The 22,777-nt window shown below is 54.2% G+C and carries 20 protein-coding genes; 9 read left to right on the top strand and 11 right to left on the bottom strand.

Annotated features, from left to right (window positions below; genetic code table 11):
* Genes phnL through phnN form a run of 3 tightly spaced genes read left to right on the top strand, consistent with a single transcriptional unit; the run spans position 1 to position 2,442 of the window.
* Positions 1–705 (top strand): phosphonate C-P lyase system protein PhnL, encoded by a 705-nt coding sequence (gene phnL, locus JF44_RS0105590; RefSeq protein WP_033067990.1) that lies wholly within the window; start codon positions 1–3, stop codon positions 703–705.
* Positions 698–1,840 (top strand): alpha-D-ribose 1-methylphosphonate 5-triphosphate diphosphatase, encoded by a 1,143-nt coding sequence (locus JF44_RS0105585; RefSeq protein ID WP_033067989.1) that lies wholly within the window; start codon positions 698–700, stop codon positions 1,838–1,840. Before phnL ends, JF44_RS0105585 begins: the two co-directional genes overlap by 8 nt.
* Positions 1,837–2,442, top strand: a complete 606-nt coding sequence (gene phnN, locus JF44_RS0105580; protein WP_052065479.1) for a phosphonate metabolism protein/1,5-bisphosphokinase (PRPP-forming) PhnN — start codon at positions 1,837–1,839, stop codon at positions 2,440–2,442. The genes JF44_RS0105585 and phnN overlap by 4 nt, the downstream gene beginning before the upstream one ends.
* A gap of 69 nt (positions 2,443–2,511) precedes the next feature.
* Here phnN and JF44_RS0105575 read toward each other — a convergent pair whose 3' ends face one another.
* The 6 genes from JF44_RS0105575 to JF44_RS0105550 all read right to left on the bottom strand — a co-directional run bounded on the left by JF44_RS0105575 (position 2,512) and on the right by JF44_RS0105550 (position 8,093).
* Positions 2,512–3,210, bottom strand: a complete 699-nt coding sequence (locus JF44_RS0105575) for a DUF1045 domain-containing protein (RefSeq protein WP_033068169.1) — start codon at positions 3,208–3,210, stop codon at positions 2,512–2,514.
* Between the two features lie 119 nt (positions 3,211–3,329).
* Positions 3,330–3,977, bottom strand: a complete 648-nt coding sequence (locus JF44_RS0105570) for an LbetaH domain-containing protein (RefSeq protein WP_033067988.1) — start codon at positions 3,975–3,977, stop codon at positions 3,330–3,332.
* A gap of 3 nt (positions 3,978–3,980) precedes the next feature.
* Positions 3,981–4,793, bottom strand: a complete 813-nt coding sequence (phnE, locus tag JF44_RS0105565; RefSeq protein ID WP_033067987.1) for a phosphonate ABC transporter, permease protein PhnE — start codon at positions 4,791–4,793, stop codon at positions 3,981–3,983.
* Positions 4,794–4,862: 69 nt separating this feature from the next.
* Complete coding sequence (gene phnD / locus JF44_RS0105560; RefSeq protein ID WP_033067986.1) at positions 4,863–5,879, bottom strand: phosphonate ABC transporter substrate-binding protein; 1,017 nt, start codon at positions 5,877–5,879, stop codon at positions 4,863–4,865.
* 71 nt (positions 5,880–5,950) lie between these two features.
* A complete protein-coding gene (gene phnC, locus JF44_RS0105555; protein WP_033067985.1) occupies positions 5,951–6,796 on the bottom strand; it encodes a phosphonate ABC transporter ATP-binding protein in 846 nt (281 codons plus the stop codon).
* Between the two features lie 301 nt (positions 6,797–7,097).
* A complete protein-coding gene (locus tag JF44_RS0105550) occupies positions 7,098–8,093 on the bottom strand; it encodes an Ldh family oxidoreductase (protein ID WP_033067984.1) in 996 nt (331 codons plus the stop codon).
* A 252-nt stretch (positions 8,094–8,345) separates the two neighbouring features.
* On the opposite strand from JF44_RS0105550, the gene JF44_RS19880 reads away from it, so the two are divergent.
* Entirely contained in the window at positions 8,346–8,801 is a 456-nt protein-coding gene (locus tag JF44_RS19880; RefSeq protein ID WP_052065478.1) for an META domain-containing protein, read from the top strand.
* Positions 8,802–8,918: 117 nt separating this feature from the next.
* Here the strand turns inward: JF44_RS19880 and JF44_RS0105540 are convergent, their stop codons facing one another.
* Both JF44_RS0105540 and JF44_RS0105535 read right to left on the bottom strand, forming a co-directional pair.
* Entirely contained in the window at positions 8,919–10,583 is a 1,665-nt protein-coding gene (locus tag JF44_RS0105540) for a BCCT family transporter (RefSeq protein ID WP_033067983.1), read from the bottom strand.
* 64 nt (positions 10,584–10,647) lie between these two features.
* Complete coding sequence (locus JF44_RS0105535) at positions 10,648–11,061, bottom strand: universal stress protein (protein ID WP_033067982.1); 414 nt, start codon at positions 11,059–11,061, stop codon at positions 10,648–10,650.
* An 835-nt stretch (positions 11,062–11,896) separates the two neighbouring features.
* Here JF44_RS0105535 and JF44_RS0105530 point away from each other — a divergent pair.
* The 5 genes from JF44_RS0105530 to JF44_RS0105510 all read left to right on the top strand — a co-directional run bounded on the left by JF44_RS0105530 (position 11,897) and on the right by JF44_RS0105510 (position 19,242).
* A complete protein-coding gene (locus JF44_RS0105530) occupies positions 11,897–13,486 on the top strand; it encodes an ABC transporter substrate-binding protein (protein ID WP_033067981.1) in 1,590 nt (529 codons plus the stop codon).
* A gap of 194 nt (positions 13,487–13,680) precedes the next feature.
* A complete protein-coding gene (locus tag JF44_RS0105525; protein ID WP_033067980.1) occupies positions 13,681–14,688 on the top strand; it encodes an ABC transporter permease in 1,008 nt (335 codons plus the stop codon).
* Positions 14,685–15,512 (top strand): ABC transporter permease, encoded by an 828-nt coding sequence (locus tag JF44_RS0105520; protein ID WP_033067979.1) that lies wholly within the window; start codon positions 14,685–14,687, stop codon positions 15,510–15,512. The genes JF44_RS0105525 and JF44_RS0105520 overlap by 4 nt, the downstream gene beginning before the upstream one ends.
* Positions 15,505–17,136: an ABC transporter ATP-binding protein gene (locus JF44_RS0105515; protein WP_033067978.1), complete on the top strand. Its 1,632-nt coding sequence runs from the start codon at positions 15,505–15,507 to the stop codon at positions 17,134–17,136. The genes JF44_RS0105520 and JF44_RS0105515 overlap by 8 nt, the downstream gene beginning before the upstream one ends.
* A 99-nt stretch (positions 17,137–17,235) precedes the next feature.
* Complete coding sequence (locus tag JF44_RS0105510) at positions 17,236–19,242, top strand: CocE/NonD family hydrolase (protein ID WP_033067977.1); 2,007 nt, start codon at positions 17,236–17,238, stop codon at positions 19,240–19,242.
* Positions 19,243–19,280: 38 nt separating this feature from the next.
* On the opposite strand, the gene JF44_RS0105505 is transcribed toward JF44_RS0105510, so the two are convergent.
* The 3 genes from JF44_RS0105505 to bcoG all read right to left on the bottom strand — a co-directional run bounded on the left by JF44_RS0105505 (position 19,281) and on the right by bcoG (position 22,700).
* Complete coding sequence (locus JF44_RS0105505; protein WP_052065476.1) at positions 19,281–20,225, bottom strand: alpha/beta hydrolase; 945 nt, start codon at positions 20,223–20,225, stop codon at positions 19,281–19,283.
* A 112-nt stretch (positions 20,226–20,337) separates the two neighbouring features.
* Entirely contained in the window at positions 20,338–21,789 is a 1,452-nt protein-coding gene (locus tag JF44_RS0105500) for a carnitine 3-dehydrogenase (RefSeq protein ID WP_033067976.1), read from the bottom strand.
* On the bottom strand, positions 21,789–22,700 hold the full coding sequence (bcoG, locus tag JF44_RS0105495; protein ID WP_033067975.1) for a 3-dehydrocarnitine:acetyl-CoA trimethylamine transferase BcoG: 912 nt from the start codon (positions 22,698–22,700) through the stop codon (positions 21,789–21,791). Before bcoG ends, JF44_RS0105500 begins: the two co-directional genes overlap by 1 nt.
* Positions 22,701–22,777 lie beyond the last annotated feature (77 nt).

The raw sequence follows: 22,777 nt of genomic DNA, 5'->3' as shown, positions 1-22,777 counted from the left end.
ATGTCTGAAATGCTTCATGCACAAAATGTCGCCAAAAGCTTTACCCTGCATACTCAGGGCAGCGTGACCATCCCGGTTTTCGAAGGTGTCGAGTTCGCGCTTTCATCTGGCGAATGTATTGCGCTGACCGGTGAATCCGGTTCCGGGAAAAGTACCTTCATGCGCATGCTTTATGCCAACTACACCTGCTCAAAGGGATCCATCAAGGTATTCCACGATGGTGACTGGCTTGATATCACCACCGCCAGTCCGCATTCTATCCTTGAGATTCGCAAGCGCACACTGGGCTATGTGTCGCAGTTCCTGCGGGTGATCCCGCGTGTGCCAACCCTTGAAATTGTCGCCGAGCCACTTGTGGCCCTTGGCACCAGCCGCGAAACGGCAATGGATAAGGCACGTGACCTTTTGACGCGTCTGCGCATTCCCGAACGTCTTTGGCAGCTTTCGCCGCTGACCTTTTCGGGCGGTGAACAGCAACGCGTGAACATCGCACGCGGTTTCATTGCCGATTATCCAATCATGCTGCTCGATGAACCGACCGCATCCCTTGACGCACAAAATCGCGCCACGGTTCTGGAGCTGATTGAAGAAGCCAAAAGCCGTGGTGCGGCCATCGCCGGTATTTTCCATGACCATGAAACCCGTGATGCCGTCTGCACCGGGTCATTTGACGTGACGTCGTATAAAGTTGGGGCCAATGACTGAACAGATTTTTACCAATGCCAAAATTATTCTGGCAAACGACGTTATCGAGGGCGCAGTTCAGGTCAAGGATGGCCTGATCACCGACATTTCCGACCGTCCATCAAACCTGCCAGGTGCCGAGGACATGGGGGGTGATTACCTGATGCCGGGCCTGGTTGAACTTCATACCGACAATCTCGACAAGCACCTCACCCCGCGTCCCAAAACCCGTTGGCCCGCCACGGCAGCCGTCATCGCCCATGACAATCAGGTTGCGAGTGCAGGCATCACAACCGTGTTTGATGCGGTTTCCATCGGCGACGTTAACGAAGGATCGGAACGGATTGTTCGACTGATTGAATCGGTTGAGGCCCTTGGACATGCGCTGGAAAACAACCTGTTGCGTGCAGACCACAAACTGCACCTACGCTGCGAAACATCGTTTCCGGGCATGGTCGAAGCACTGGCAAAACTGATCGACTTGCCGCTGGTGCGCATGCTGTCGGTGATGGATCACACCCCCGGTCAACGCCAGTTTGTCAGTCTTGATGCCTATTACACCTACTATCAGGGGAAATATGGCCTCAGCGACGAAGAAATGCGCAAATTCATCGCGTCACGCAAACGCGATGCCGAGCTCTATTCCGTCAAACATCGCCGCCATGTGGTCGAACAGGCCCACGCCAAGGGGCTTGCCCTTGCCAGCCATGATGACGCCACCAAGGCCCATGTAGACGAGGCCGTCGAAGACAAGATGACCGTTGCGGAATTCCCCACCACGCTGGAAGCTGCCAAGGCATCGCACGAAGGTGGGCTTGGCGTGATGATGGGGGGGCCAAACCTTGTGCGCGGCGGATCTCATAGCGGCAATGTCGCGGCCAGCGATCTGGCAAAGCAAGGTTACCTCGACATCATTTCAAGTGACTATGTCCCGCACAGTCTGCTGCATGGTGCAATGAAGCTGTTTGATGATTTTGATGAATATGATCTGCCGCGCGCCATTCGCACGGTTTCGCTTAATCCTGCGGCCCATGTCGGGCTATCTGACCGCGGTGAAATTGCCACCGGTAAACGCGGTGACTTGATCCGTGTGCATCATTCCCCCCATCACCCGATCGTGCGGGGCGTCTGGCGTGAAGGTCAGCGCGTATCATGACTTTGGGCCATGCACATAATGGCCGCTGCAGACCGGGACTTCTTGTCCTTGTCGTCGGCCCCAGTGGCGTTGGCAAGGACACTCTTCTTGATGGTGCGCGTGACAGGCTGGCAGATGACACACAATTCTGCTTTCCACGCCGCTGCATCACCCGCCCGGTCGGGTCGGTTGGCGAAAACCATATCCCCATCCGGCCCGAGGATTACGGCCAGATGGCACTTCAGGGCGCGTTTCTTCTAAGTTGGCGGGCGCATAACCTGGCCTATGGCGTCCCACGCCATGTTCTGGACGATCTGGCGTCTGGCAAAACCGTGATTGTCAATGTATCGCGCAGCGTCATTGAAGATGCCTATGCCCTGGTGGGACGCGAAAATGTTCGGGTTCTAAACATCCGTGCCAGCAATGACGCACTGCGCAAACGCCTTCATGCCCGCGGCCGTGAAGGTGCCCTTGATATTGAACGGCGTTTGGCACGTGCATCGGCCTATCAGGTAGAAGGCGACAATATCGTCCACGTCGATAACGACGCAGATCTTGAAACCGGCATTGCCCGTTTTATAAACGCAATTAAAATGCCCCTGAACATGGCAAACCGGGCCTGAGCAACTGAATTCTGTTACGGCGTAGCTTCAACCTGCCACCAAAATGCTGCGGTTTTTGCTGCAGCATTTTTAACCTTCCAGTTCAAATCTCTGTAAAATCCGGAACGGCTTGCCGCCGCCGGGATCGCCAAAAAGACAGATATCGTTAATCACGAATGACTGTCGGCACACAGGCGCGACAATTGGTGCCAGTGCTTTTTCAAACCGGGCAAGCTGATCTTCGTCAAGCTTGTTGGTCAGGGTCAGGTGGAACCGGAATTCCTCCATGACATAAGGATACCCCCACGCCATCAGATTTTCTTCCTGACGGGCGGTTAGTCCGACTGCACGACGCTTGTTCATCGCTGTCTCATCTTCGGGCCGGCGAAACCCGTCCAGTTCACGCACAAGCGATGCCGCAAGCGTTTCAAGCGGACGCAGCGGATCCGTTGGCACAAGGGCAAGAAACCGGCCAATGGATTTCAACATCAAGGGACCACAGGAAACTGGCGCGGTCTGCGTAGATAGCTCCGCAACGGCGGATTCAAGTTTTGATCGGGTTTTCCCGTCGCGCAGTGAAAAGGGCGGCTTTAACGTCCCATGAAAGCCATAGCGCGCCGGTGATGACGTTGCAGCAGTGATTTCGTCTTTGGTCAGCCCAATGGTGTCTGGTCGCGGCAATGCATCGACGCTGGCAGGATCACGTGCCAACCAGCCATTACCAACCAGCCCCAAGTCACTTTGCGCGGGCGGGGCATAGTAGATGGCGTAACGTTTATAGTCGGTCATGGTTTCACTTTGCACGAGCGGGATATGAACGCCAGGATCACATGCGAGATGTAAAAAAGCGCCGGTGGTCTTTTTTAACCTCCGGCGATGATCTTATCATTGATGAAAACAACAAGCGGTCAAACCGTATCGTATTTCAGACAGAATTCGCGCACCGGCAAACTCCGAAAATCCTGCAAGCTTTCGCGCAGCATTTCATGGGACCAATCCCACCAGCGGATGCGCAAAAGGGCATCAACGATATCAGCCTCAAACCGCGGGCGCAGCGGGCTTGCCGGAATGCCCGTCACAATCGTGTAGGGCGCGACATCCTTGGTCACCACCGCCCCCGATCCAACAACGGAACCGATACCAATGGTAACACCGCCCTGTACAATCGCCCCGTGCCCGATCCAGACATCATGTTCAAGACGCACACGCTTTTCGCGACGCCAGTCAAAAAAGGCCGGGTCATCATCACCCAGTTCATAGGCGCTGGATCGATACTGAAAGTGATGCATCGACGCCCGGTCCATTGGATGTTGTCCGGGATTGATACGGGTATGGGCGGCGATATTTACGAACTTGCCGATGTCGGAATAGATGATCTCGCTGTCATTCACGACATAGGAATAATCATCCATTATGCTTTCGCGCATGGCGGTTCTGGCACCAACTTCGGTCCAGACCCCCATTTCGCAGTCGACGACAGTCGCACTTTCATCAATCGTTGGCTGTTCCGACAATGCCTTCATTGCCGGTTTGACCTGTGTAACCGTGACCCCCATCGATCAGGTCACCAGTTTGCGCAGGCGCTGTGACACCATATCAAGCAGGCTGACCGAGATGATGATGATGATCATGACGGCGGCGGTTTCCGCGTAATAGAACCCGCGAATATATTCCCACAACACCATGCCAATACCACCGGCCCCAACGATGCCCAGAACTGTTGCTGAACGAACGTTCGATTCAAAGCGATACAGCGAATAGGAAATCCACAGCGGTAAAACTTGCGGGATCACGCCAAAGATCACTTCCTGAAGCGCATTGGCCCCGGTGGCGCGAATACCTTCGACCGGTTCGGGATCAATCGCCTCAACCGCCTCGGAAAACAGTTTGGCCAGAACGCCTGTGGTGTGAATCCAAAGGGCCAAAACACCGGCAAACGGACCAAGCCCAACCGCCACCACAAACAACATGGCAAAGACCATTTCGTTGATCGCACGGAAGGAATCCATCAGGCGGCGCACCGGCTGATAAACCCAGACCGGCACAATGTTTTCAGATGACAGAATGCCAAACGGAATGGAACAAACGATGGACAATGCCGTACCCCAGATCGCGATCTGGATGGTGATCCACATTTCTTCGACATACATCTTCCACATCAGGAAGTCCGGCGGAAAGAACCCGTCGGCAAAATCGACCATGTTGCCGCTGTTTTCAATCAGCGCCATCGGACGCATATCCGCCCCTTCCCAGGACCATGCCAGAAGGCCAAGGATAAAAGCCCATAGCAGGAAGCTTGAGGCCGACCGTTTCAGGTCACGTGGCGGAAGTGCAGTTGCGACAGATGATGCGGAAGAAATGCTGCTGTTCATCGTGTTAATCCCGGATGGTAAATACAAACAGGGAGCACACCTAGGGTGCGCTCCCTGCGAAAAGGCCGATTACTGGTAAGCAACCAGAATGTCGAGTTCAGCAAGCTTCTTGTCGATTTCAGCAACACGCTCTGCTTTCTCTTCCGCAGAAAGCTCTTCGGTGTTCTGAATTTTCAGCTTGTCCTTGAACAGGGCCAACTGACGGATCGGGTAAAGCTGTGCGTTGCTGCTTTCCATGAACAGCCCCATGCCATCGGAGTTGTTGGCAAGAACTTCTTTGGCAGCTTCAACATCACCGAAACGACCATAACCAAGGAAGAAGGCCTTGATTTCGGATTTCAGGTCACGGGACAGATCTTTGCGATAGACCATCGGGTCAGACGGGATCAGCGGCGACGTCCAGATGACTTTGACCTTTTCAGTCACTTCCGGCTTTTTCATTTTGGTACGTGCAAGCTGCTCGGAGTTGTTGGCAGCAACGTCAACCTGCGCATTGGCGGTCGCCATCAGGTTGGTTTCGTGGTTCGCATTACGCACGGTTTTGAAGCAATCCTTCGGATCAACACCGTTCTGTGCGAACACATAGTAGGACGGCACCAAGAAGCCCGACGTCGAGTTCGGGTCACCAATACCGAAGTTCAGCGAACCATCACATTTCAGCATATCTTCAAGGGTTTTGACCTTGTCGTTGTCGACCTGCGTGATGATGTGGGAATAGTAACCGTCCGAACCGTCGCCTTTGGTGGTCTGAACGAAGACTTCGCCACCTGCACGGTCAACAGCTTCCATGGCGGATTTGTTGCCAAACCATGCAACATGAACCTTGCCAAAACGCATGCCTTCGATGATGCCGGCATAATCCGGTGCGAAGAATGCCTCAACTTCCATGTCCAGAGCTTCGGACATGTCATCGATCATCGGCTGCCACTGAGCTTTCAGGTTCGAAGTCGATTCCGTGGAAATGATACCGAAAACGAGGGATTCAGGATCCTGTTCGAGCGGTTTGAATTCAACATCGGCCTTGGCTGCAACGGATGCCAGCATCGTGGCCGCAAATGCTGCGGATGCAATTGTCTTAACGTTCATAAAAAGTCCCCTGTCAGATTTGATTTGGACATGTTTCGAAGAAGGTAAGGCAGTCATGACAACTGGCCCGGCTAGCTTGTTGCGACAGCCAGGTCCTTTTCTGCGACGGGTCTTGAAGCAGGCGCTATGGCCTCCTTGGCGCCATCGGCAAAAAGTTCGGAAGAATGTTCGCCGTACAGTTCCTGAAGAAACTGCGGTGTCAGTTCGCTTGAAGGTCCGTCAAAAACAACTTCACCATCGCGCATGGCGATGGTGCGTTTGCAGTAATCTTTTGCGTAATCAACCTGATGAAGCGATACAATCACGGTGACATTGTCTTCGCGGTTCACACGATCAAGTGTGTTCATCACCTTGCGCGATGATGCCGGATCAAGCGATGCAATCGGCTCGTCGGCAAGAATAAGACGGGCGCCTTGCGTAATCGTGCGTGCAATTGCCGCGCGCTGTTGCTGACCACCAGAAAGGTTGCGCGCCTTTTTCACCGCATGAGAACCAATCCCGACACGGTTAAGTGCGTTCATGGCGCGGGTTTTCTCAGCTTTGGTAAAAAGCCCAAGCGAACCGCGCCAGGCCGGAACGCGCCCCAGCAACCCCATCAGCACGTTGGTCAAAACCGAAAGCCGACTTACAAGGTTGAATTGCTGAAAAACAACGCCGATTTCGGCGCGCACCTTGCGTGCCCCGCGTGATATCTTGCCGTTTTCCTGAATGGTTTCACCAAACACGACGATTTTGCCGCCATCGCGATCCCCGCGCAGCAAACCGGCAATATGACGAATAAGTGTTGATTTACCTGAACCGGACGCACCAATCAGCGCCACCATTTCGCCTTCCCGGACCTGCAGAGTAACGTCGCTGAGCGCACGTTTGTCACGGGTAAAGCTTTTGTTCAGTCCGAGGATATCTACAACCAGCATCAAAGTATCGCCTGAATGTGTTTCGCTGGAGGAAGAAGCTACGCACAAACCGCGACTCTACGGTGACACTCGTGTTACAGTTCCATGATTACGGGGACCATATTTGCCAGACAACAATCAAACTTGTCTATACATGAAGTATTTACAAAAACAGACTGATAAACGCACGAAGTAAATACTGTAACAAAATCAGAATTAATCATCATATTTAATGCATTTTATAAAAACTAAAATGCATTTTGACTTATCATACGCGCTTTCAGTATCAAAAATTCCCAAATCATGCATCTTTCTTGAATTTTTATTTTATGGCGTCAATCGCGCTCATGACGTCGTCTTCTATTTCGAGGCCATCCGTTTCGGCGATCTGTCGCGCCTGCTTCCCGCGACGCCCCGGCAACCGCACGCCATCCTCGGATGCAATTTCGTTGGCGAGCTGGGCCAGATGCCCCATTGCACCGGCCCCACCGGTTGCCTGCGGATCAATTGCGATGATGAATTGCCCCAATGCAGGCGGCGCCCCCTTGTCATCAAACAGTGACGAGGACTGATGCCCAAACTGTGCACCGGTTAGACCCGCAGCCAGAAATTCGACCATCATGGCAAGGGCAGCTCCCTTGACCCCGCCTGCCGGAACCATGGTGCCGTCCATGGCCTTGACCGGATCAGTCGTCGGGTTGCCATCCGGGTCAAACGCCCAGTCATCAGGAATTTTGACACCTTTTTGCTTGGCAGCCATGATCTTGCCACGGGCCACTTTCGATAGCGCAAGGTCAATAACAATTGGATCGCCGGCGCCCCCGGCCGGCACACCAAAGGCAATCGGGTTGGTGCCAAACATCGGTCGCTTGCCGCCCCATGCCGCCATGGCAGCCGGTGCATTGGCAAACATCATGGCGGCCAGCCCCTGCGCGGCCAGACGTTCAACGGTGAGTCCCATAACACCGGCATGGTGTGATCTGTGGATTGACGCGATCGCAACCCCTTGGCTGCGCGCCATGTCCGGCAAATGATCCATCATCAGATCAAGCGCCGGATAGGCAAAACCATGTTGCGCATCAATCCGCATGACGCCGGGTGCTGTTTTTTCCATCACCGGACTTGTCATGCCATCGACTTTGCCAACACGTGCCTGCGCTGAATAGGCCGGAACCCGGCGAAAACCATGCCCGCCTTGTCCCGATGCTTCTGCTGCAACCAATGCAGTCGCAACCGAAGACGCATTCGTCCGGCTTACCTTGCAGCGCATCAAAGTGTCGCAAACAAGCGTATGGGCATCAGTCAGAGAGATTTTCATGGGACGGCAACCTGTAAGGTGAAGGACAGAGACCCCCGGGCGGGAAGACCGGCTTAGGGTCAAAACTCGACCAAATAGCCATAAGATCGCCATTCACGCAAAGCCGTTTTCGCATTCTTAGCCTATCGGGCATCAACCAGCCCGGATATAGCCGCACCTTATAAACACCTGAATCCGTGATATACTCTGCCCCCATCGCAATCCAAACGTGCTGCTACGCACAAAGGCAACCATTACAACAGGATCTTGGCCATGCTCCGCAGAAAACCGGTTTTGTTTTTATCCATGATCTTTGCATCAGGCCTGCTTTTGACCGCGTGCAATACAACAGGTGACACACAGGTGGCCAAGGACTGGTCGGATGTTACCAACAGGGATTGGCGGTTAGCCTCGGTGATGGATGGCACCAGAACCCTGACACCTGATGCGCCGATAGAAGCCAGCGCCAATTTTGCCACAGACGGCAAAGTCAGCGGATCGTCAGGGTGCAACAGTTACGTTGGCGGCTATACCCAAAATGCTGAGAACCTGACGTTTTCACCACTGGTCGGAACGCGCATGATGTGCATGGGTGACGCCATGGAAATCGAAGATGCCTTTAACCGGGCAACATTGCGTGTAGCGGGCTGGACGATGAACAAAAGCAACCTTGTTTTGATCGATGCATCGGGCAAGGCCATCATGACATTTACTGCGCCCAAGCCCTGAACGCTTTGCGATCCAGAGTATCCACGCAAAATACCAAACAAAAAAGAAGGGCACCATCTGGCGCCCTTCTTCGTTTTTCATCCCGATAAAGATGAAAGATAGGTCAGAAACTATTTACTAGTCATTCGTGGCTTCTGAGCCTGCGCCAACCGCCTTGGGTTCGCTTCGCAGCCCCTGAATGATCGAGTAACACGCAAATAGCAGCACGATCGCAAACGGGAAGCCCGTCGAGACGGCCATGGCCTGCAAAGATCCAAGTCCACCGCCAAGCAACAATGCAATGGCAACCAGACCTTCGAAGGTGCACCAGAAGACGCGCTGCGGAACAGGTGCGTCAACCTTGCCGCCTGCCGTGATTGTATCAATCACAAGCGACCCGGAATCCGATGACGTCACGAAGAATACGATCACCAGAACAATGCCGACAAAGGATGTAATGGCCTGCATTGGCAACTGATCAAGCATGGTGAACAGCTTAATCGGAAGACCTGCCTCGGCGATGGCCGAAACACCTTCGCTGACCATATGAACAGCAGTGCCACCAAAGGCGGTCATCCACAGAACACACACCAGCGACGGAATGATCAGAACACAGGTGATGAATTCACGGACGGTACGGCCACGCGAAACGCGCGCGATGAACATACCAACGAACGGTGACCAGGAAATCCACCACGCCCAATAGAAGGACGTCCAGCCCTGGCTGAAGTTGGCGTCTTCACGCCCAACCGGGTTCGACAATGCCGGAAGATATTCCACATAGGACACCAGGCTTGTAAAGAAGCCCGTGATGATATCCATGGTCGGACCAACCAGAACAACAAACAGCAGCAAAATAGCTGCAAGAACCATGTTGATTTCCGAAAGACGCTTCACGCCGGCATCCAGACCCGCCAGAACCGAAACAAGCGCAACACCGGTAATCGCAACGATCAGAACAACCTTGGACCCATCAGACACCGGAATACCAAACAGGTATTCAAGACCGGCATTGGCCTGTTCTGCACCGAAACCAAGCGAGGTCGCCAGACCAAACAGGGTCGCAAACACAGCCAGAATATCAATGATGTGACCGGTCCAGCCCCAGACGCGCTCGCCAAAGATCGGATAAAAGATCGAGCGAATGGTCAGTGGCAGGCCCTTATTAAAGGAAAACAGCGCCAGCGCCAGTGCTACCGTGGCATAAATCGCCCATGGATGCAGACCCCAATGGAAAATCGTTGCCGCCATGCCAAGGTCAAACGCAGCATCGGCGTCCCCTGCTGCTGCGCCCAGCGGGGCCCAGTCGGTACGCATGCCATCGTCGCCAAATGCAACCCCACCAATCGAAGATGAGAAGTGCGAAATTGGTTCTGATACGCCATAGAACATAAGGCCAATGCCCATGCCCGCTGCAAACAGCATGGCAAACCAGCCAGCATAGGAATAGTCCGGTGTCGCATCTGCACCACCAAGGCGCACACGGCCCAATGGCGAAACAATCAGAAACAGGCACAACACAACAAATACGTTGGCCACAGACAGGAAGAACCAATCGAATGTCGATGTTAACCAACCGCGCAGGTCGTTAAACATCGGCCCGACGCTTTCCTGAAAGGCCAGAGTGAGAAAGACGAAAGCAACAATTGCAAGACCCGAAATCAGAAAGACCGGGTTATGGACGTCTAGCCCAAACGGCCCGATCTCTTTCTGGATATTGTCTTGTCCGATTTGATATTCTGTATCAATCGGGTTCGCTGCACCGTCCGGGCTTTCAATGCCCGTGTCAGCTTCAGACCCCATTTGAGACTCCCTAGGTTAAAAGAAAATACAGCCGACCCTGGCTGTAGGTGTTCGTTCGCATTCCTTAACGCACCAAAAACACGGAAAGTTCCGAGTGAGACGCCACATATCCGCCATGAGACGAGAAGATATGATCGGCGACACCGGGCACGTGCGACGCCATTACGATGACATCCACACCAAGCTCATCTGCCTTGGCGACAAGCTCTTTGCTAAGATCCACTGCAGGATCATGCGAAATATGAGCAACGGCCTTGGTGCTGACACCGTGCTTTGACGCCAATTCTTTTGCAAAAGCATCAAGCTTTTGTTCGAATTCCTTCGGCGAATGTGCAACCGATGATGGCGTGTTGGTACTCACACCAAGAATGCTGATCTCAGCCTTGTAGTGCTTGGCAAGATCGGTCGCTGTTTGAATTACTTTTTCCAATTTGTCAACGTGGGCCAAATCGACAGGTACGAGCATCTTCTGATACATTCATTCCTCCGTTATATGCACCACCCCTGAAGTCGACGAATACCGCAAATTTCAGGGCAGCTTGGGAAGCGTAACATCGACCATCTACAAAATCAAAAAAGCGCACTTTGTAATTTTTGGCAGAACCACTCTCAACCGTAAGCCATATTCTTATCAAACAATAATCCCGCAAGACGACAAAACTCGTCCATCAAATTGCAGATGACACCGAATCGCGTTGCGCACTTTTTCCGGCGGAATAAATGGAAAATCACGAACTAAGGGTGCCTTTTGCAATGTTCGAAGTCGAAAATTCCAATTTTTTTTGACTGGAAACATGCATATTTGAAAAGTCTTTTTTACCGCGCATAAAACCCTTATCTGCCAAGGTGTTTCGCATGAAAATCAATCGAACTTCTATTCGACTTTTCAGGGAATATAACTAAGGAAAAATCCACCCTGAGGTGGTCGAAAAGCATGACATCGGCGCACTTGGCTTGAAGAAGGCATCATACTCGTGTCACCATATGCGTGATTTGTGCACTGTCTGTCCCACACAACATGTGCTTTCCGAACAGAACAACATTGGTTCTGAACGGACACATTTTGACGGATGCTTTCCTGTCGGGAGGATGTCCATGGCAGTGCGCATACCCAAAGGGAAAATTATTGCGGTAAACGGGGGGTCATTCACTGCGTAACGTCGGCGACATGAAAACAGCATTTCTGAATGCTGCATGCCCGCATATGTCGGAATGGCATCCAAACCTGCACCATCAAACACAAAAATCGCAGGCCAACTGCCGCAACATTTAAATAATTCAACAAGACCAAATGCATCAGAGAAGGAACAGGGATGACTGACCCTATCAAGTATTTCGCGTCACGCGTCAGTGCTCATGAAATGAACCGTCGTGAGTTTATCGGCCGCTCCATGGCAGCAGGACTGACGTTGGCAGCCGCCACCAGCCTGTATGGCACGGCCGCGATGGCACAGGAACCAAAACGTGGTGGCCACTTGAAGCTTGGCCTGCAGGGCGGCGCTTCGACCGACGTGATTGATCCGGCCAAATCGGCATCGCAGTTCACCTTTGCCATGAACCGCAACTGGGGCGACACGCTTGTTGAATCGCACCCGACCAGCGGCCTTGCCGTTCCGGCACTGGCAGAGTCCTGGGAACCGAATGCCGATGCATCCGTCTGGACGTTCAAAATCCGCAAGGGCGTTGAGTTCCATGATGGTTCTGAATTGACCATTGATGACGTTGTCAAAACCCTGAACCGCCACACGGATGAAAAATCCGAGTCCGGTGCACTGGGCGTTCTGGGCTCGATCAAGGGCATTGAGAACAAGGGCGGCGACCTTGTCCTGACCTTGTCTGAAGGCAATGCCGACCTTCCGCTGTTGCTGAGTGACTATCACCTCGTCATCCAGCCGGGCGGCGGGTATGACAACCCGAATGCCGGTATCGGTACCGGCCCGTTCAAGATCGACAATTTCGAAGCCGGTGTTCGCGCAACATTCGTGAAAAACGAAAACGACTGGCGCAACGATCGTGGCTTTGTTGATTCCGTTGAAATGATCGTCATGAACGATGCAACCGCACGTATGGCGGCCTTGTCATCGGGTCAGGTACATTTCATCAACCGTGTTGATCCGAAAACCGTTGGCCTTCTCAAGCGTGCGCCGAATGTTGAAATCCAGACCACTTCGGGCCGTGGTCACTATGTCTTCATCATGCATTGCAACACCGCACCGTTTGATAACAACGACCTGCGTCTGGCGCTGAAATACGCGATGGACCGTGAAACTATGGTCGAGAAAATCCTTGGCGGTTACGGTAAAGTTGGCAACGATTTTCCGATCAACGAAACCTATGCCCTGTTCCCGGAAGGCATCGAACAGCGCGCCTATGACCCGGACAAGGCAGCCTTCCACTTCAAGAAATCCGGTCATGATGGTTCGGTTCTGCTGCGCACATCTGACGTCGCCTTCCCCGGCGCTGTTGATGCCGCCGTTCTGTATCAGGAAACCGCCAAGAAAGCGGGCATTGATATCGAAATCAAACGTGAGCCGGGTGATGGTTACTGGTCGAACGTCTGGAACGTTCAGCCGTTCTCGACCTCTTACTGGGGCGGTCGCCCGACCCAGGACCAGATGTATTCCACGGCCTACCTGTCTTCTGCGGACTGGAACGACACCCGCTTCTTCAACACCGACTTCGACAAGATCCTTCTCGAAGCGCGTGCTGAACTTGACCAGGCCAAACGTAAGGAAATGTACCACGACATGGCGCTCATGGTTCGTGACACTGGCGGTTTGATCCTGCCGATGTTCAATGACTTCGTGAACGCAACAACCACCAATGTTTCTGGCTTCGTTCAGGACATCGGCAACGACATGTCGAACGGATATGTTGCTACGCGTCTTTGGCTGAACAGCTAATCAAATGGGGTGCAAGCCACCCCGTTGATTGAAAATGGCGGGATCACGGCCTTTTGGTCGTGGTCCCCGTCTTGTTCACCACCTGTTGTTTGATCAATGGTCTGACCGAAAATTCCAGATGGAGGCAAAGCATCCCTTTGTCGTCCCACCCGTCTTGAATTTCCGTTCAGGCCACTAAGGGGGAGTATGTGTTCATGGCCAATCCCTTGGCCGGCGTGCGAGCCGCGCGACACAGACTAAAAGAAACCCATCCGTTATCGGTTCTGATTGCCGAACGTCTGGGCCTGAGTGTGTTGTTGCTTTGGGCTGTTTCAGTCCTGATTTTTGCCGGGGTCGAAGCCCTGCCGGGCGACTTTGCCCAAACCTATCTTGGTCAATCCGCCACCCCACAGGCAATTGCCAATATCCGGGCCGACCTTGGTCTGGACCGACCGATCACCACCCGCTATTTCGAATGGCTTGGCGGCGTTGTTCAAGGTGATTTCGGCAATAGCTGGGCCAGCGGGGCCCCTGTGACCGAACAAATCACCAAACGTCTGGGCAATTCGCTGTTCCTTGCGTTTTTTGCTGCGGCCATTTCGGTGCCGCTTGCGGTTGGTCTTGGCATGATTGCCGTGCACTACCGCAATCGTATTCCAGATCGCGTGATCAACATCATTTCGCTTGCAGCGATTTCGCTGCCGGAATTCTTTATCGGTTACATCCTGATTGTGTTCTTTGCGGTTCAGATGGGTGTGGCGACGTTCCCATCCACCGTTTATGACAGCATGAGCCTCTCGGAACGGATGTCGGCCATCGCCCTGCCCACCGCGACACTGGTTCTGGTCGTGCTGGCGCATATGATGCGCATGACGCGCGCTGCCATCATCAGCGTGATGTCATCGGCCTATATGGAAACAGCTGAACTTAAGGGCCTTGGGGCGTTCAAGGCAATCGTCAAACATGCTGCCCCCAATGCCATTGCACCGATTGTCAATGTGGTTGCGCTCAACCTTGCCTATCTTGTGGTGGGCGTGGTTGTCGTCGAGGTGGTCTTTGTCTATCCCGGCATGGGACAATACATGGTTGATGCGGTGACGGTGCGTGACATGCCCGTCGTTCAGGCCTGTGGTCTGATCTTTGCTGCAGTGTATATCCTGCTTAACATGGTGGCCGATCTCGTCGCCATTATCGCCAATCCGAGACTGAGGCATCCGCGATGAGATTACGTGAAATCCCGCTGACCGCCTGGATCGGAATTCTGGGCATCCTGTTTGCTTTTGGCTGTGCGGTTTTCGCCCCGCTTCTTGCCCCCTATGGGGAACGCGAGATTGTGGCTGGCGTTTGGGAACCGGCCAATGATCTTTATCTTCTGGGCACTGACAATCTGGGGCGCGATCTTTTGTCTCGCCTGATTTACGGTGCACAGACAACGCTGTTTGTGTCGCTTGCGGCATCGATCCTGTCATTTTCGATTGGTATTTTCCTGAGCTTTACGGCCGCGGTTTCCGGCGGTCCGATTGATCAGGGGCTGTCGCGCCTGAATGATTTGATGATGTCGATCCCGACTTTGATTTTCGCCCTCGTCGTCCTTGCGGTTTTGCCGCAAAATATCTTCATCCTGATTGCGGTAATGGCTATTTTGGACTCGACACGCGTTTACCGTCTGGGCCGTGCCGTTGCACTTGACGTTGCGGTGATGGAGTTTGTCGAGGCCGCCAAACTGCGCGGTGAAGGCAGAATGTGGATTATCTTCCGCGAAATCCTGCCCAACACGCTTTCGCCGCTTCTGGCGGAATTCGGTCTGCGTTTTGCCTTTTCGATCCTATTCCTGTCGACCCTGTCGTTCCTGGGCCTTGGCATTCAGCCACCGGCTGCCGACTGGGGCGGCATGGTCAAGGACAACAAGGATGGCATCATCTTTGGTGTTCAGGCCGCCCTTATCCCGGGCGGGGCGATTGCCGCCCTTGCGGTCTGTGTGAACATGGTTGTCGACTGGTTGCTCAAACGCACATCCAGCCTGAAAGGAGGCCGCGGCGATGTCTGATCTTTTATCGGTACGCGATTTGCGCATTGGCGCGACCATCTTTCCACCGGGCGAAGCACCGCAGGACATCGAGATTGTCCACGGCATTTCCTTTGATCTGCAAAAAGGCAAGGTGCTTGGCCTGATCGGGGAATCCGGTGCGGGCAAGTCCACCATCGGCCTTGCTGCTCTTGCCTATGGCCGGGGTGGTGTGCGCATCACCGGCGGCGAAGTCCTTCTTGAAGGCAAGGACATCCTTGATCTGGGAAAAACCGGCATCCGCAGCATTCGCGGTGCAAGGGTCTGTTACGTCGCCCAATCGGCCGCCGCATCATTTAACCCGGCTCACAAACTGGGTGATCAGGTGATCGAAGCCACGGTTGAACATGGCCTGATGACCCGTGATGAAGCCCGGAAAAGGGCCGATTACCTGTTTGAAATTCTGGGTCTTCCTGACCCGAAGAATTTTGGCAAACGCTATCCGCATCAGGTATCAGGCGGGCAATTACAACGCGCAATGACTGCCATGGCGCTGTGTTCCAAACCGGAACTGATCGTCTTTGATGAACCGACCACCGCTCTTGATGTCACGACCCAGATCGACGTTCTGGCCGCGATCAAGAACGCGATTGAAAAGACCGGCACAGCCGCGCTCTATATCACCCACGATCTGGCGGTTGTTGCGCAGATTTCCGATGACATCATGGTGCTGCGCAACGGTGAAACGGTTGAATATGGTCCGGTTCAGCAGATCATTGAAGCCCCACGTCAGGAATATACCAAGGCACTCGTCAATGTCCGTCAGACCAAACAGACCGAGGCACGTGATCAGTCCGATGCGTTGCTGAAAGTCGAAAACATCTCGGCGGCCTATGGCAACGGGGTTCAGGTTCTTCATGACGTGTCACTGCATGTCCCGCGCGGTCAGACACTGGCCGTTGTGGGGGAGTCCGGTTCGGGCAAGTCAACATTGGCACGTGTCATTACCGGCCTTCTGCCGCCGTTTGCAGGTCAGGTGACCTTTAACGGCGAAGAACTGTCAAACGCACAAAAGGACCGCTCACGCGATCATTTGCGCCGCATTCAGCTGATCTATCAAATGGCGGATACGGCGATGAACCCGCGCCAGACGGTCGGGCAGATCATCGGCCGTCCGTTGCAGTTCTATTTTGGCATACGTGGTTCGGAGCGCAAAAAGGAAGTCATCAAACTTCTTGATGAAATCGAGATGGGCGAAGCTTTCTATGACCGCTATCCGGCGGAGCTTTCCGGCGGTCAGAAACAGCGCGTTGCCATCGCCCGCGCCTTGGCTGCAAAGCCGGAACTGATCCTGTGTGACGAGCCAACCTCGGCCCTTGATCCGCTGGTGGCCGAAGGCATCCTTGATCTTTTGCTGCGCCTGCAAAAGGAACGTCAGGTGTCCTATCTGTTCATCACCCATGATATCGCGATTGTCCGTGCAATCGCGGATTCCGTGGCCGTGATGCTCCAAGGCAAACTGGTTGATTTCGGCCCACGATCCGAAGTGCTCAACCCGCCATTTGACGATTACACCGACCTTCTTTTGAAGTCGGTGCCGGAAATGGAATTGGGCTGGCTGGAGAAAGTTCTGGCCACGCGCAAAATGGAAAGTGCCGGGCACTAAAACCGTGCAAAACACAAAAAGGCGGCCCGGATCATGGGCCGCCTTTTTGGATAAGCCCCACAAGACCTGAACAGCCATCCAGAAGAACGACGCCCCACCATGTCCGAACGAAACTTCACCGTTATTGAAAACACCTTTATCACCCTTGCCGACGGCACCCGTCTGGCAGCCCGCATGTGGATGCCCGGAAATGCCGAAAATGATCCGGTGCCGGCAGTTTTCGAATTTCTGCCCTATCGCAAGGGGGATGGCACCTGCGTGCGCGATGAGGCAACCTATCCCGAGTTTGCCAAGGCCGGCATCGCCGGGGTGCGTGTGGATATTCGCGGATCGGGTGAGTCTGACGGCGTCATTGACGGTGAATATAGCGAACTTGAACTGGCCAATGCATGCGAACTGATTGCCTGGATCGCAGATCAGCCATGGTGCAACGGATCGGTCGGCATGATGGGGATTTCCTGGGGCGGATTTAACTGCCTGCAGGTTGCCGCACTTAACCCACCCGCCCTTAAGGCGGTGATTTCCATCGCATCCACCGTGGATCGCTATAACGACGATATCCATTATAAAAATGGCTGTCAGCTGGCGGCACAACTGTCATGGGCGGCAACCATGCTGGCCTATCAGTCGCGCACACCGGATCCGGCACTGGTTGGGGATGACTGGCGTGCGATGTGGTTGCACCGCCTAAAAGAAGAACCGTTCTTTTTGGAAGAATGGCTACAGCATCAAACCCGGGACGATTTCTGGAAACATGCCTCTATCTGCGAGGATTTTGATGCAGTCAAAATCCCGTCCATGGTTTTGGCCGGTTGGGCCGATGGATACCGCAACACGCCTATGCGTGCCATCGAAGGCATGCCAGATCGTTCCAAGGCATTGATTGGCCCATGGGTGCACAAATACCCGCATTTCTCATGGCCCAAGCCGCGTGCAGATTTCACCGGCGAAGCCATCAAATGGTGGAACAAATGGCTGCGGGGTGATGATAACGGCATGGAAGACCTGCCGCAGGTGCGCGCCTATATCCTTGATGGCATCAAACCGGCCCTGCGCCGCGATTTTGATCCGGGCTTCTGGATCGCCAAGGACACCTGGACCCGGCCCGAAACCAAAACCATGGTCGTCAACGCAGGGGAATTGTCCTTTGACGCCGGAAAAAGCGACGAACCGGCAGCAGACATCTATCTGAAGTCACCGCTTGATACCGGAACATCCGCCGGGGAATATTTTACCCTGAAACCCGATGCGGAAATGGCGATTGATCAGCGTGGCGATGATGCCGGATCGCTGGTGTTTGAAACCGCACCGTTGGAGGCCGAAGTTGACCTGCTGGGCCGTCCGGTTCTGACTGTTGATCTTGAATGTGATGCAGACTGGTCAAACCTGTGCGCGCGGCTTGTCGATGTCCATCCGGACGGGACAGCAACACGGGTATCGTTTGGTGTCTTAAACCTTGCCCATCGCGATCCGGACGCCAACTATAACGACCCGCAACCAATGCCGCGCGGGCAGAAGGTCACGATCAAGCTGGTGCTTGATGCGTGCGGCTATCGCTTTAACGCCGGCCATCGCATGCGTCTGGCCTTGTCGACATCCTATTGGCCGATGATCCTGCCACCGCCCTTTGATGCGGGCCTTACCATTGCGCCGTCATCGATCCGCTTTGATCTGCCGCTGCTGGGCGAACATGAGGTCATTGAGGTCAAGGAACCGGACAATCCCGATCCCCTGCCAAAATATATCGAACATAAACCCAGCCGGACGGAACGCAGCGTTCACCGCAACCTGACGCAGAACGAAACGCGCTATCGGATTTATGAAGATACCGGTCTTAATGAACATCCCGGTTCGCGGCTTGCGACACGTCAAGTGCGCAGCGAAACATGGACGATCAATCCGCTTGATCCAAACACGGTATGCGGTGAAGCGGCATGGACCTGTGATCTTGAACGTGATGACTGGTCCGTGCGTACCGATTGCCATGCCGAACTGCGGTGTGATCGTGACAATTGGTATGTCTCGGCCTGGGTCATCGGTTATGAGGGGGCCGAACAGGTCTTTGAAAAGAAGTGGGAAAAAACCATTCCGCGAAACTTCATGTAACCCAACACAAAAGGGCCGGTCATCCGGCCCTTTTGGTGTTATTCCTGTCCGGCCATGGTTGTGATCGCATCGCACAGATGCCCGAACGCGGTTTTGGCACCCGGGCTCATATGCCGGGCACGCAGCCAGCCATGGATCATTTGCGGTTCTTCGCGGTATTGGACCGAAATGCCTGCACGGGCAAGGCGCGCGGTATATTCGCGCCCGTCATCACGCAGCGGATCAAAATAGGCCGCAGTGATGAAGGTGTCGGGCAATCCACGCAAATCATCGACGGATAATGCATGGGCGAACGGATCATCCATCGGTGCCTTCAGGACATCGCGATAGTAAATAACGTCATCGGTGCTAAGGCCCGGTGCATTCGCCATTTGACCATAGCTTGGCCAATTCAAGTCCCCGCCAAGGGCCGGATAGATCAACACCTGCCCGAGAACACGGTCGCCAAAGCCCTCCTCGCGGGCGCGCACGGCAATTCCGGCGGCCAACATGCCCCCGGCACTATCACCCACAAGCACGACCTTCCTGCCCGATGACAGAAGGCTTTGCGTCACCCGATGACAATCTTCATGCTGTGCAGGCCAGACATGTTCCGGCGCCAGGCGATAATCGATTGCCACCAGTTCAGCTTTTGCCGCCTCGGCGATTTCAGCGCAAATTGCGTCATGGCTATCGCGTGATCCGACGACAAAGCCACCGCCATGCATATAGACGATCTTGTGGTTTGAGGTGCGATTGGCCGGGCGGTAGTGGCGTACCGGGACATCAGCAATGACATCGTCTTCAACCTGCATGCCGTCCGGATGCGCAAAGGCAAATTCCGCACAAAGCGCGTCATACCACGCACGTTGCTGCGCAATGCCCGCGGCAACGGCATCTGGCGGATAAAAACCATCACATTTGGCGATAAACGCACGAATGCCTTCTTCCTCAGGCATCGGGTCATAGGCAACATCGGCGGAAACCTGATCGGAATTGGCCATCAACGGGTCCTCAATAAAGACATGATACCTCAGCCTAACGCGGAAGCCCCCGCAGTTAAAGACTGCAAGGGCAATTGCACGCGTTATTGTAAATTTGCCCTAAACGAACAGATTACCCGATTGCCCGGCCAAGCTGTTCGGGTTTTGGCATCGCGGCATGACGTGCGGCCATATTGGCAAGATTGCCTGCGACCACGCCACCCGGCTCTGACGTCCGGCGCGTTTTCAGATCAACATGCAGCAAAAACGTTTCGACCGTTGCTGCGGTTTCGCCATCAGCCCCGATCAGACGATGGAACAAATGCAGCTTCTTGCCCTTGGCACTGATCAATTGCGTCGTGACACGTATTTGATCGCCTGCCTTGATTTCCTGCAAGTAGCAAACATGGTTCTCTACCGTAAAATAGCTGCCCCCAGCCGCGATATAATCAGCATCGGCACCAATCATTTCCATGAAGCGATCGCTTGCCTGCCCGCTGACTTCAACATAATGGGCTTCATTCATATGCCCGTTGTAATCCGTCCAGCTTTGCGGGACCTGACGATCTACCGTGACGGGCAAATCATTGCGCGGGGCCGGGGCCGGCAAAGTCACCTCATGATCGTTGATCGTACCGCCCGCGCCACTGCCCGATTTCTTAAGCGCACGCATCATGCCAACAAGGTTGTCATCGCGCAGACGTTCCAGTTCGCGGATCGTCATATGCCCGGACTGATCATCAGATTGCTGCGCAATGCGTGCTGTCAGTTCCGGGGTCAGTTCCGGCACATCCATCAGCTTGGTCCAGGGCCATTTCAATGCCGGGCCAAACTGACCAATGAAATGTTCCATCCCGGCTTCGCCCCCGGCAATCCGGTAGGTTTCAAACAGCCCCATCTGCGCCCAACGCAGACCAAAGCCATATCGGATGGCATCATCAATTTCCGCAGTCGTTGCCACCTCGTCATGGACAAGCCAAAGCCCTTCGCGCCAAACGGCTTCAAGAAGGCGGTCTGCGATATGCGCATCAATTTCCTTATGCACCACAAGCGGCTTAAGCCCAACCGCACGCAGCACATCACACCCCGCCTCAAGCACCGCCGCATCGGTCACATCCGACGGCACGACCTCGATCAGCGGCAGCAGATAAACCGGATTGAACGGATGGACGACCACGATCTGACCGGGGTTGATCGAACCTTGCTGAAGTTCACTTGGCTTAAACCCGGACGTTGATGATCCGATCATGCAATCACCGGGGGCATGGGTTTGAATTTGTGCAAGGATCTTGTGCTTAAGCGCAAGCTGTTCGGGAACACTTTCCTGAATCCACGTGGCCCCTTTTACCGCCGTTGCCATGTCATCATGGAATGTCAGTTCCCCTTCAGGTGGCAAAGCCCGATCATAAAGGGCCGGAAGACTGCGACGGGCATTTTCAAGCACCTCGCCTATCTTGCGCTCAGCCTGCGGGTCCGGGTCAAACACGGCAACATCCCAACCGTTCAGCAAAAAACGGGCTGCCCAGCCACCCCCAATGACACCGCCACCAATAATCGCGGCTTTTTTGTTTTTGCTCACAGGCATTAGCGTGGCTCCCGCTTGGTCAGGCCAAGCTTTTTGCGCACGGCATCCGGGCCAATCACACTGGCACCCATTCCTTCGATGATCCCGACTGCACGTTCAACCAGTTGGGCATTGGTCGCAAGCACCCCTTTGGACAGATAGATATTGTCTTCCAACCCAACGCGGACATTTCCTCCCGCCAGAACCGACGCTGCAACATAGGGCATCTGATCGCGCCCAATGGAAAATGCCGACCAATCCCAATCAGATGGCACGTTATTGACCATCGCCATAAAAGTATTGAGATCATTGGGCGCGCCCCACGGAATGCCCATGCAAAGCTGCACAAGTGCCGGGCTTTTCAGAATGCCTTCAGACACAAGCTGCTTGGCGAACCACAGATGCCCGGTATCGAATGCTTCGATTTCGGGCTTCACGCCGAGATCTGTCATCATCTGCCCCATGGCGCGCAGCATGCCCGGCGTGTTGGTCATGACATAGTCGGCTTCGGCGAAATTCATCGTGCCGCAGTCAAGCGTACAGATTTCCGGCAAACAATCGGCGATATGAGCCAAGCGTTCAGACGCCCCGATCATGTCGGTTGCCACTTCATCGACCGGAAGGGGTGCTTCGGTTGAGCCAAAGACGATATCGCCGCCCATACCCGCCGTCAGGTTCAGAACCACGTCAACATCAGCGGCACGCACCCGTTCGGTGAGTTCGCGGTAATAGCGAAGATCACGTGACGGCGCACCGGTCTTCGGATCACGTACATGGCAATGCACCACCGCCGCCCCTGCCTTGGCGGCATCAATCGCGCTGTTGGCAATTTGTTCGGGGGAACGCGGCACATGCGGGGATTTATCCTCTGTTCCACCTGATCCGGTAACGGCTGCGGTAATAAAGACTTCCTTGTTCATCGAAAGCGGCATGACGGCCTCTCTGGCTTTTGCGGTCCATTGATCTGTCGCCAGCCTACCGGCATTGAGGTGTATTGATTTTACATAAC

This window comes from Thalassospira australica, assembly GCF_000763295.1.
Taxonomy (GTDB): domain Bacteria; phylum Pseudomonadota; class Alphaproteobacteria; order Rhodospirillales; family Thalassospiraceae; genus Thalassospira; species Thalassospira australica.
Note: the sequence above shows the minus strand (reverse complement) of the source record. Positions and strands in the feature narration are given on the sequence as shown.

Excerpts from the sequence above, each read along its gene's own strand:
- phnL (WP_033067990.1), top strand. The coding sequence starts at position 1 with ATGTCTGAAATGCTTCATGCACAAAATGTCGCCAAAAGCTTTACCCTG.
- JF44_RS0105585 (WP_033067989.1), top strand. The coding sequence starts at position 698 with ATGACTGAACAGATTTTTACCAATGCCAAAATTATTCTGGCAAACGAC.
- phnN (WP_052065479.1), top strand. The coding sequence starts at position 1,837 with ATGACTTTGGGCCATGCACATAATGGCCGCTGCAGACCGGGACTTCTT.
- JF44_RS0105575 (WP_033068169.1), bottom strand. The coding sequence starts at position 3,210 with ATGACCGACTATAAACGTTACGCCATCTACTATGCCCCGCCCGCGCAA.
- JF44_RS0105570 (WP_033067988.1), bottom strand. The coding sequence starts at position 3,977 with ATGGGGGTCACGGTTACACAGGTCAAACCGGCAATGAAGGCATTGTCG.
- phnE (WP_033067987.1), bottom strand. The coding sequence starts at position 4,793 with ATGAACAGCAGCATTTCTTCCGCATCATCTGTCGCAACTGCACTTCCG.
- phnD (WP_033067986.1), bottom strand. The coding sequence starts at position 5,879 with ATGAACGTTAAGACAATTGCATCCGCAGCATTTGCGGCCACGATGCTG.
- phnC (WP_033067985.1), bottom strand. The coding sequence starts at position 6,796 with ATGCTGGTTGTAGATATCCTCGGACTGAACAAAAGCTTTACCCGTGAC.
- JF44_RS0105550 (WP_033067984.1), bottom strand. The coding sequence starts at position 8,093 with ATGAAAATCTCTCTGACTGATGCCCATACGCTTGTTTGCGACACTTTG.
- JF44_RS19880 (WP_052065478.1), top strand. The coding sequence starts at position 8,346 with ATGCTCCGCAGAAAACCGGTTTTGTTTTTATCCATGATCTTTGCATCA.
- JF44_RS0105540 (WP_033067983.1), bottom strand. The coding sequence starts at position 10,583 with ATGGGGTCTGAAGCTGACACGGGCATTGAAAGCCCGGACGGTGCAGCG.
- JF44_RS0105535 (WP_033067982.1), bottom strand. The coding sequence starts at position 11,061 with ATGTATCAGAAGATGCTCGTACCTGTCGATTTGGCCCACGTTGACAAA.
- JF44_RS0105530 (WP_033067981.1), top strand. The coding sequence starts at position 11,897 with ATGACTGACCCTATCAAGTATTTCGCGTCACGCGTCAGTGCTCATGAA.
- JF44_RS0105525 (WP_033067980.1), top strand. The coding sequence starts at position 13,681 with ATGGCCAATCCCTTGGCCGGCGTGCGAGCCGCGCGACACAGACTAAAA.
- JF44_RS0105520 (WP_033067979.1), top strand. The coding sequence starts at position 14,685 with ATGAGATTACGTGAAATCCCGCTGACCGCCTGGATCGGAATTCTGGGC.
- JF44_RS0105515 (WP_033067978.1), top strand. The coding sequence starts at position 15,505 with ATGTCTGATCTTTTATCGGTACGCGATTTGCGCATTGGCGCGACCATC.
- JF44_RS0105510 (WP_033067977.1), top strand. The coding sequence starts at position 17,236 with ATGTCCGAACGAAACTTCACCGTTATTGAAAACACCTTTATCACCCTT.
- JF44_RS0105505 (WP_052065476.1), bottom strand. The coding sequence starts at position 20,225 with ATGGCCAATTCCGATCAGGTTTCCGCCGATGTTGCCTATGACCCGATG.
- JF44_RS0105500 (WP_033067976.1), bottom strand. The coding sequence starts at position 21,789 with ATGCCTGTGAGCAAAAACAAAAAAGCCGCGATTATTGGTGGCGGTGTC.
- bcoG (WP_033067975.1), bottom strand. The coding sequence starts at position 22,700 with ATGCCGCTTTCGATGAACAAGGAAGTCTTTATTACCGCAGCCGTTACC.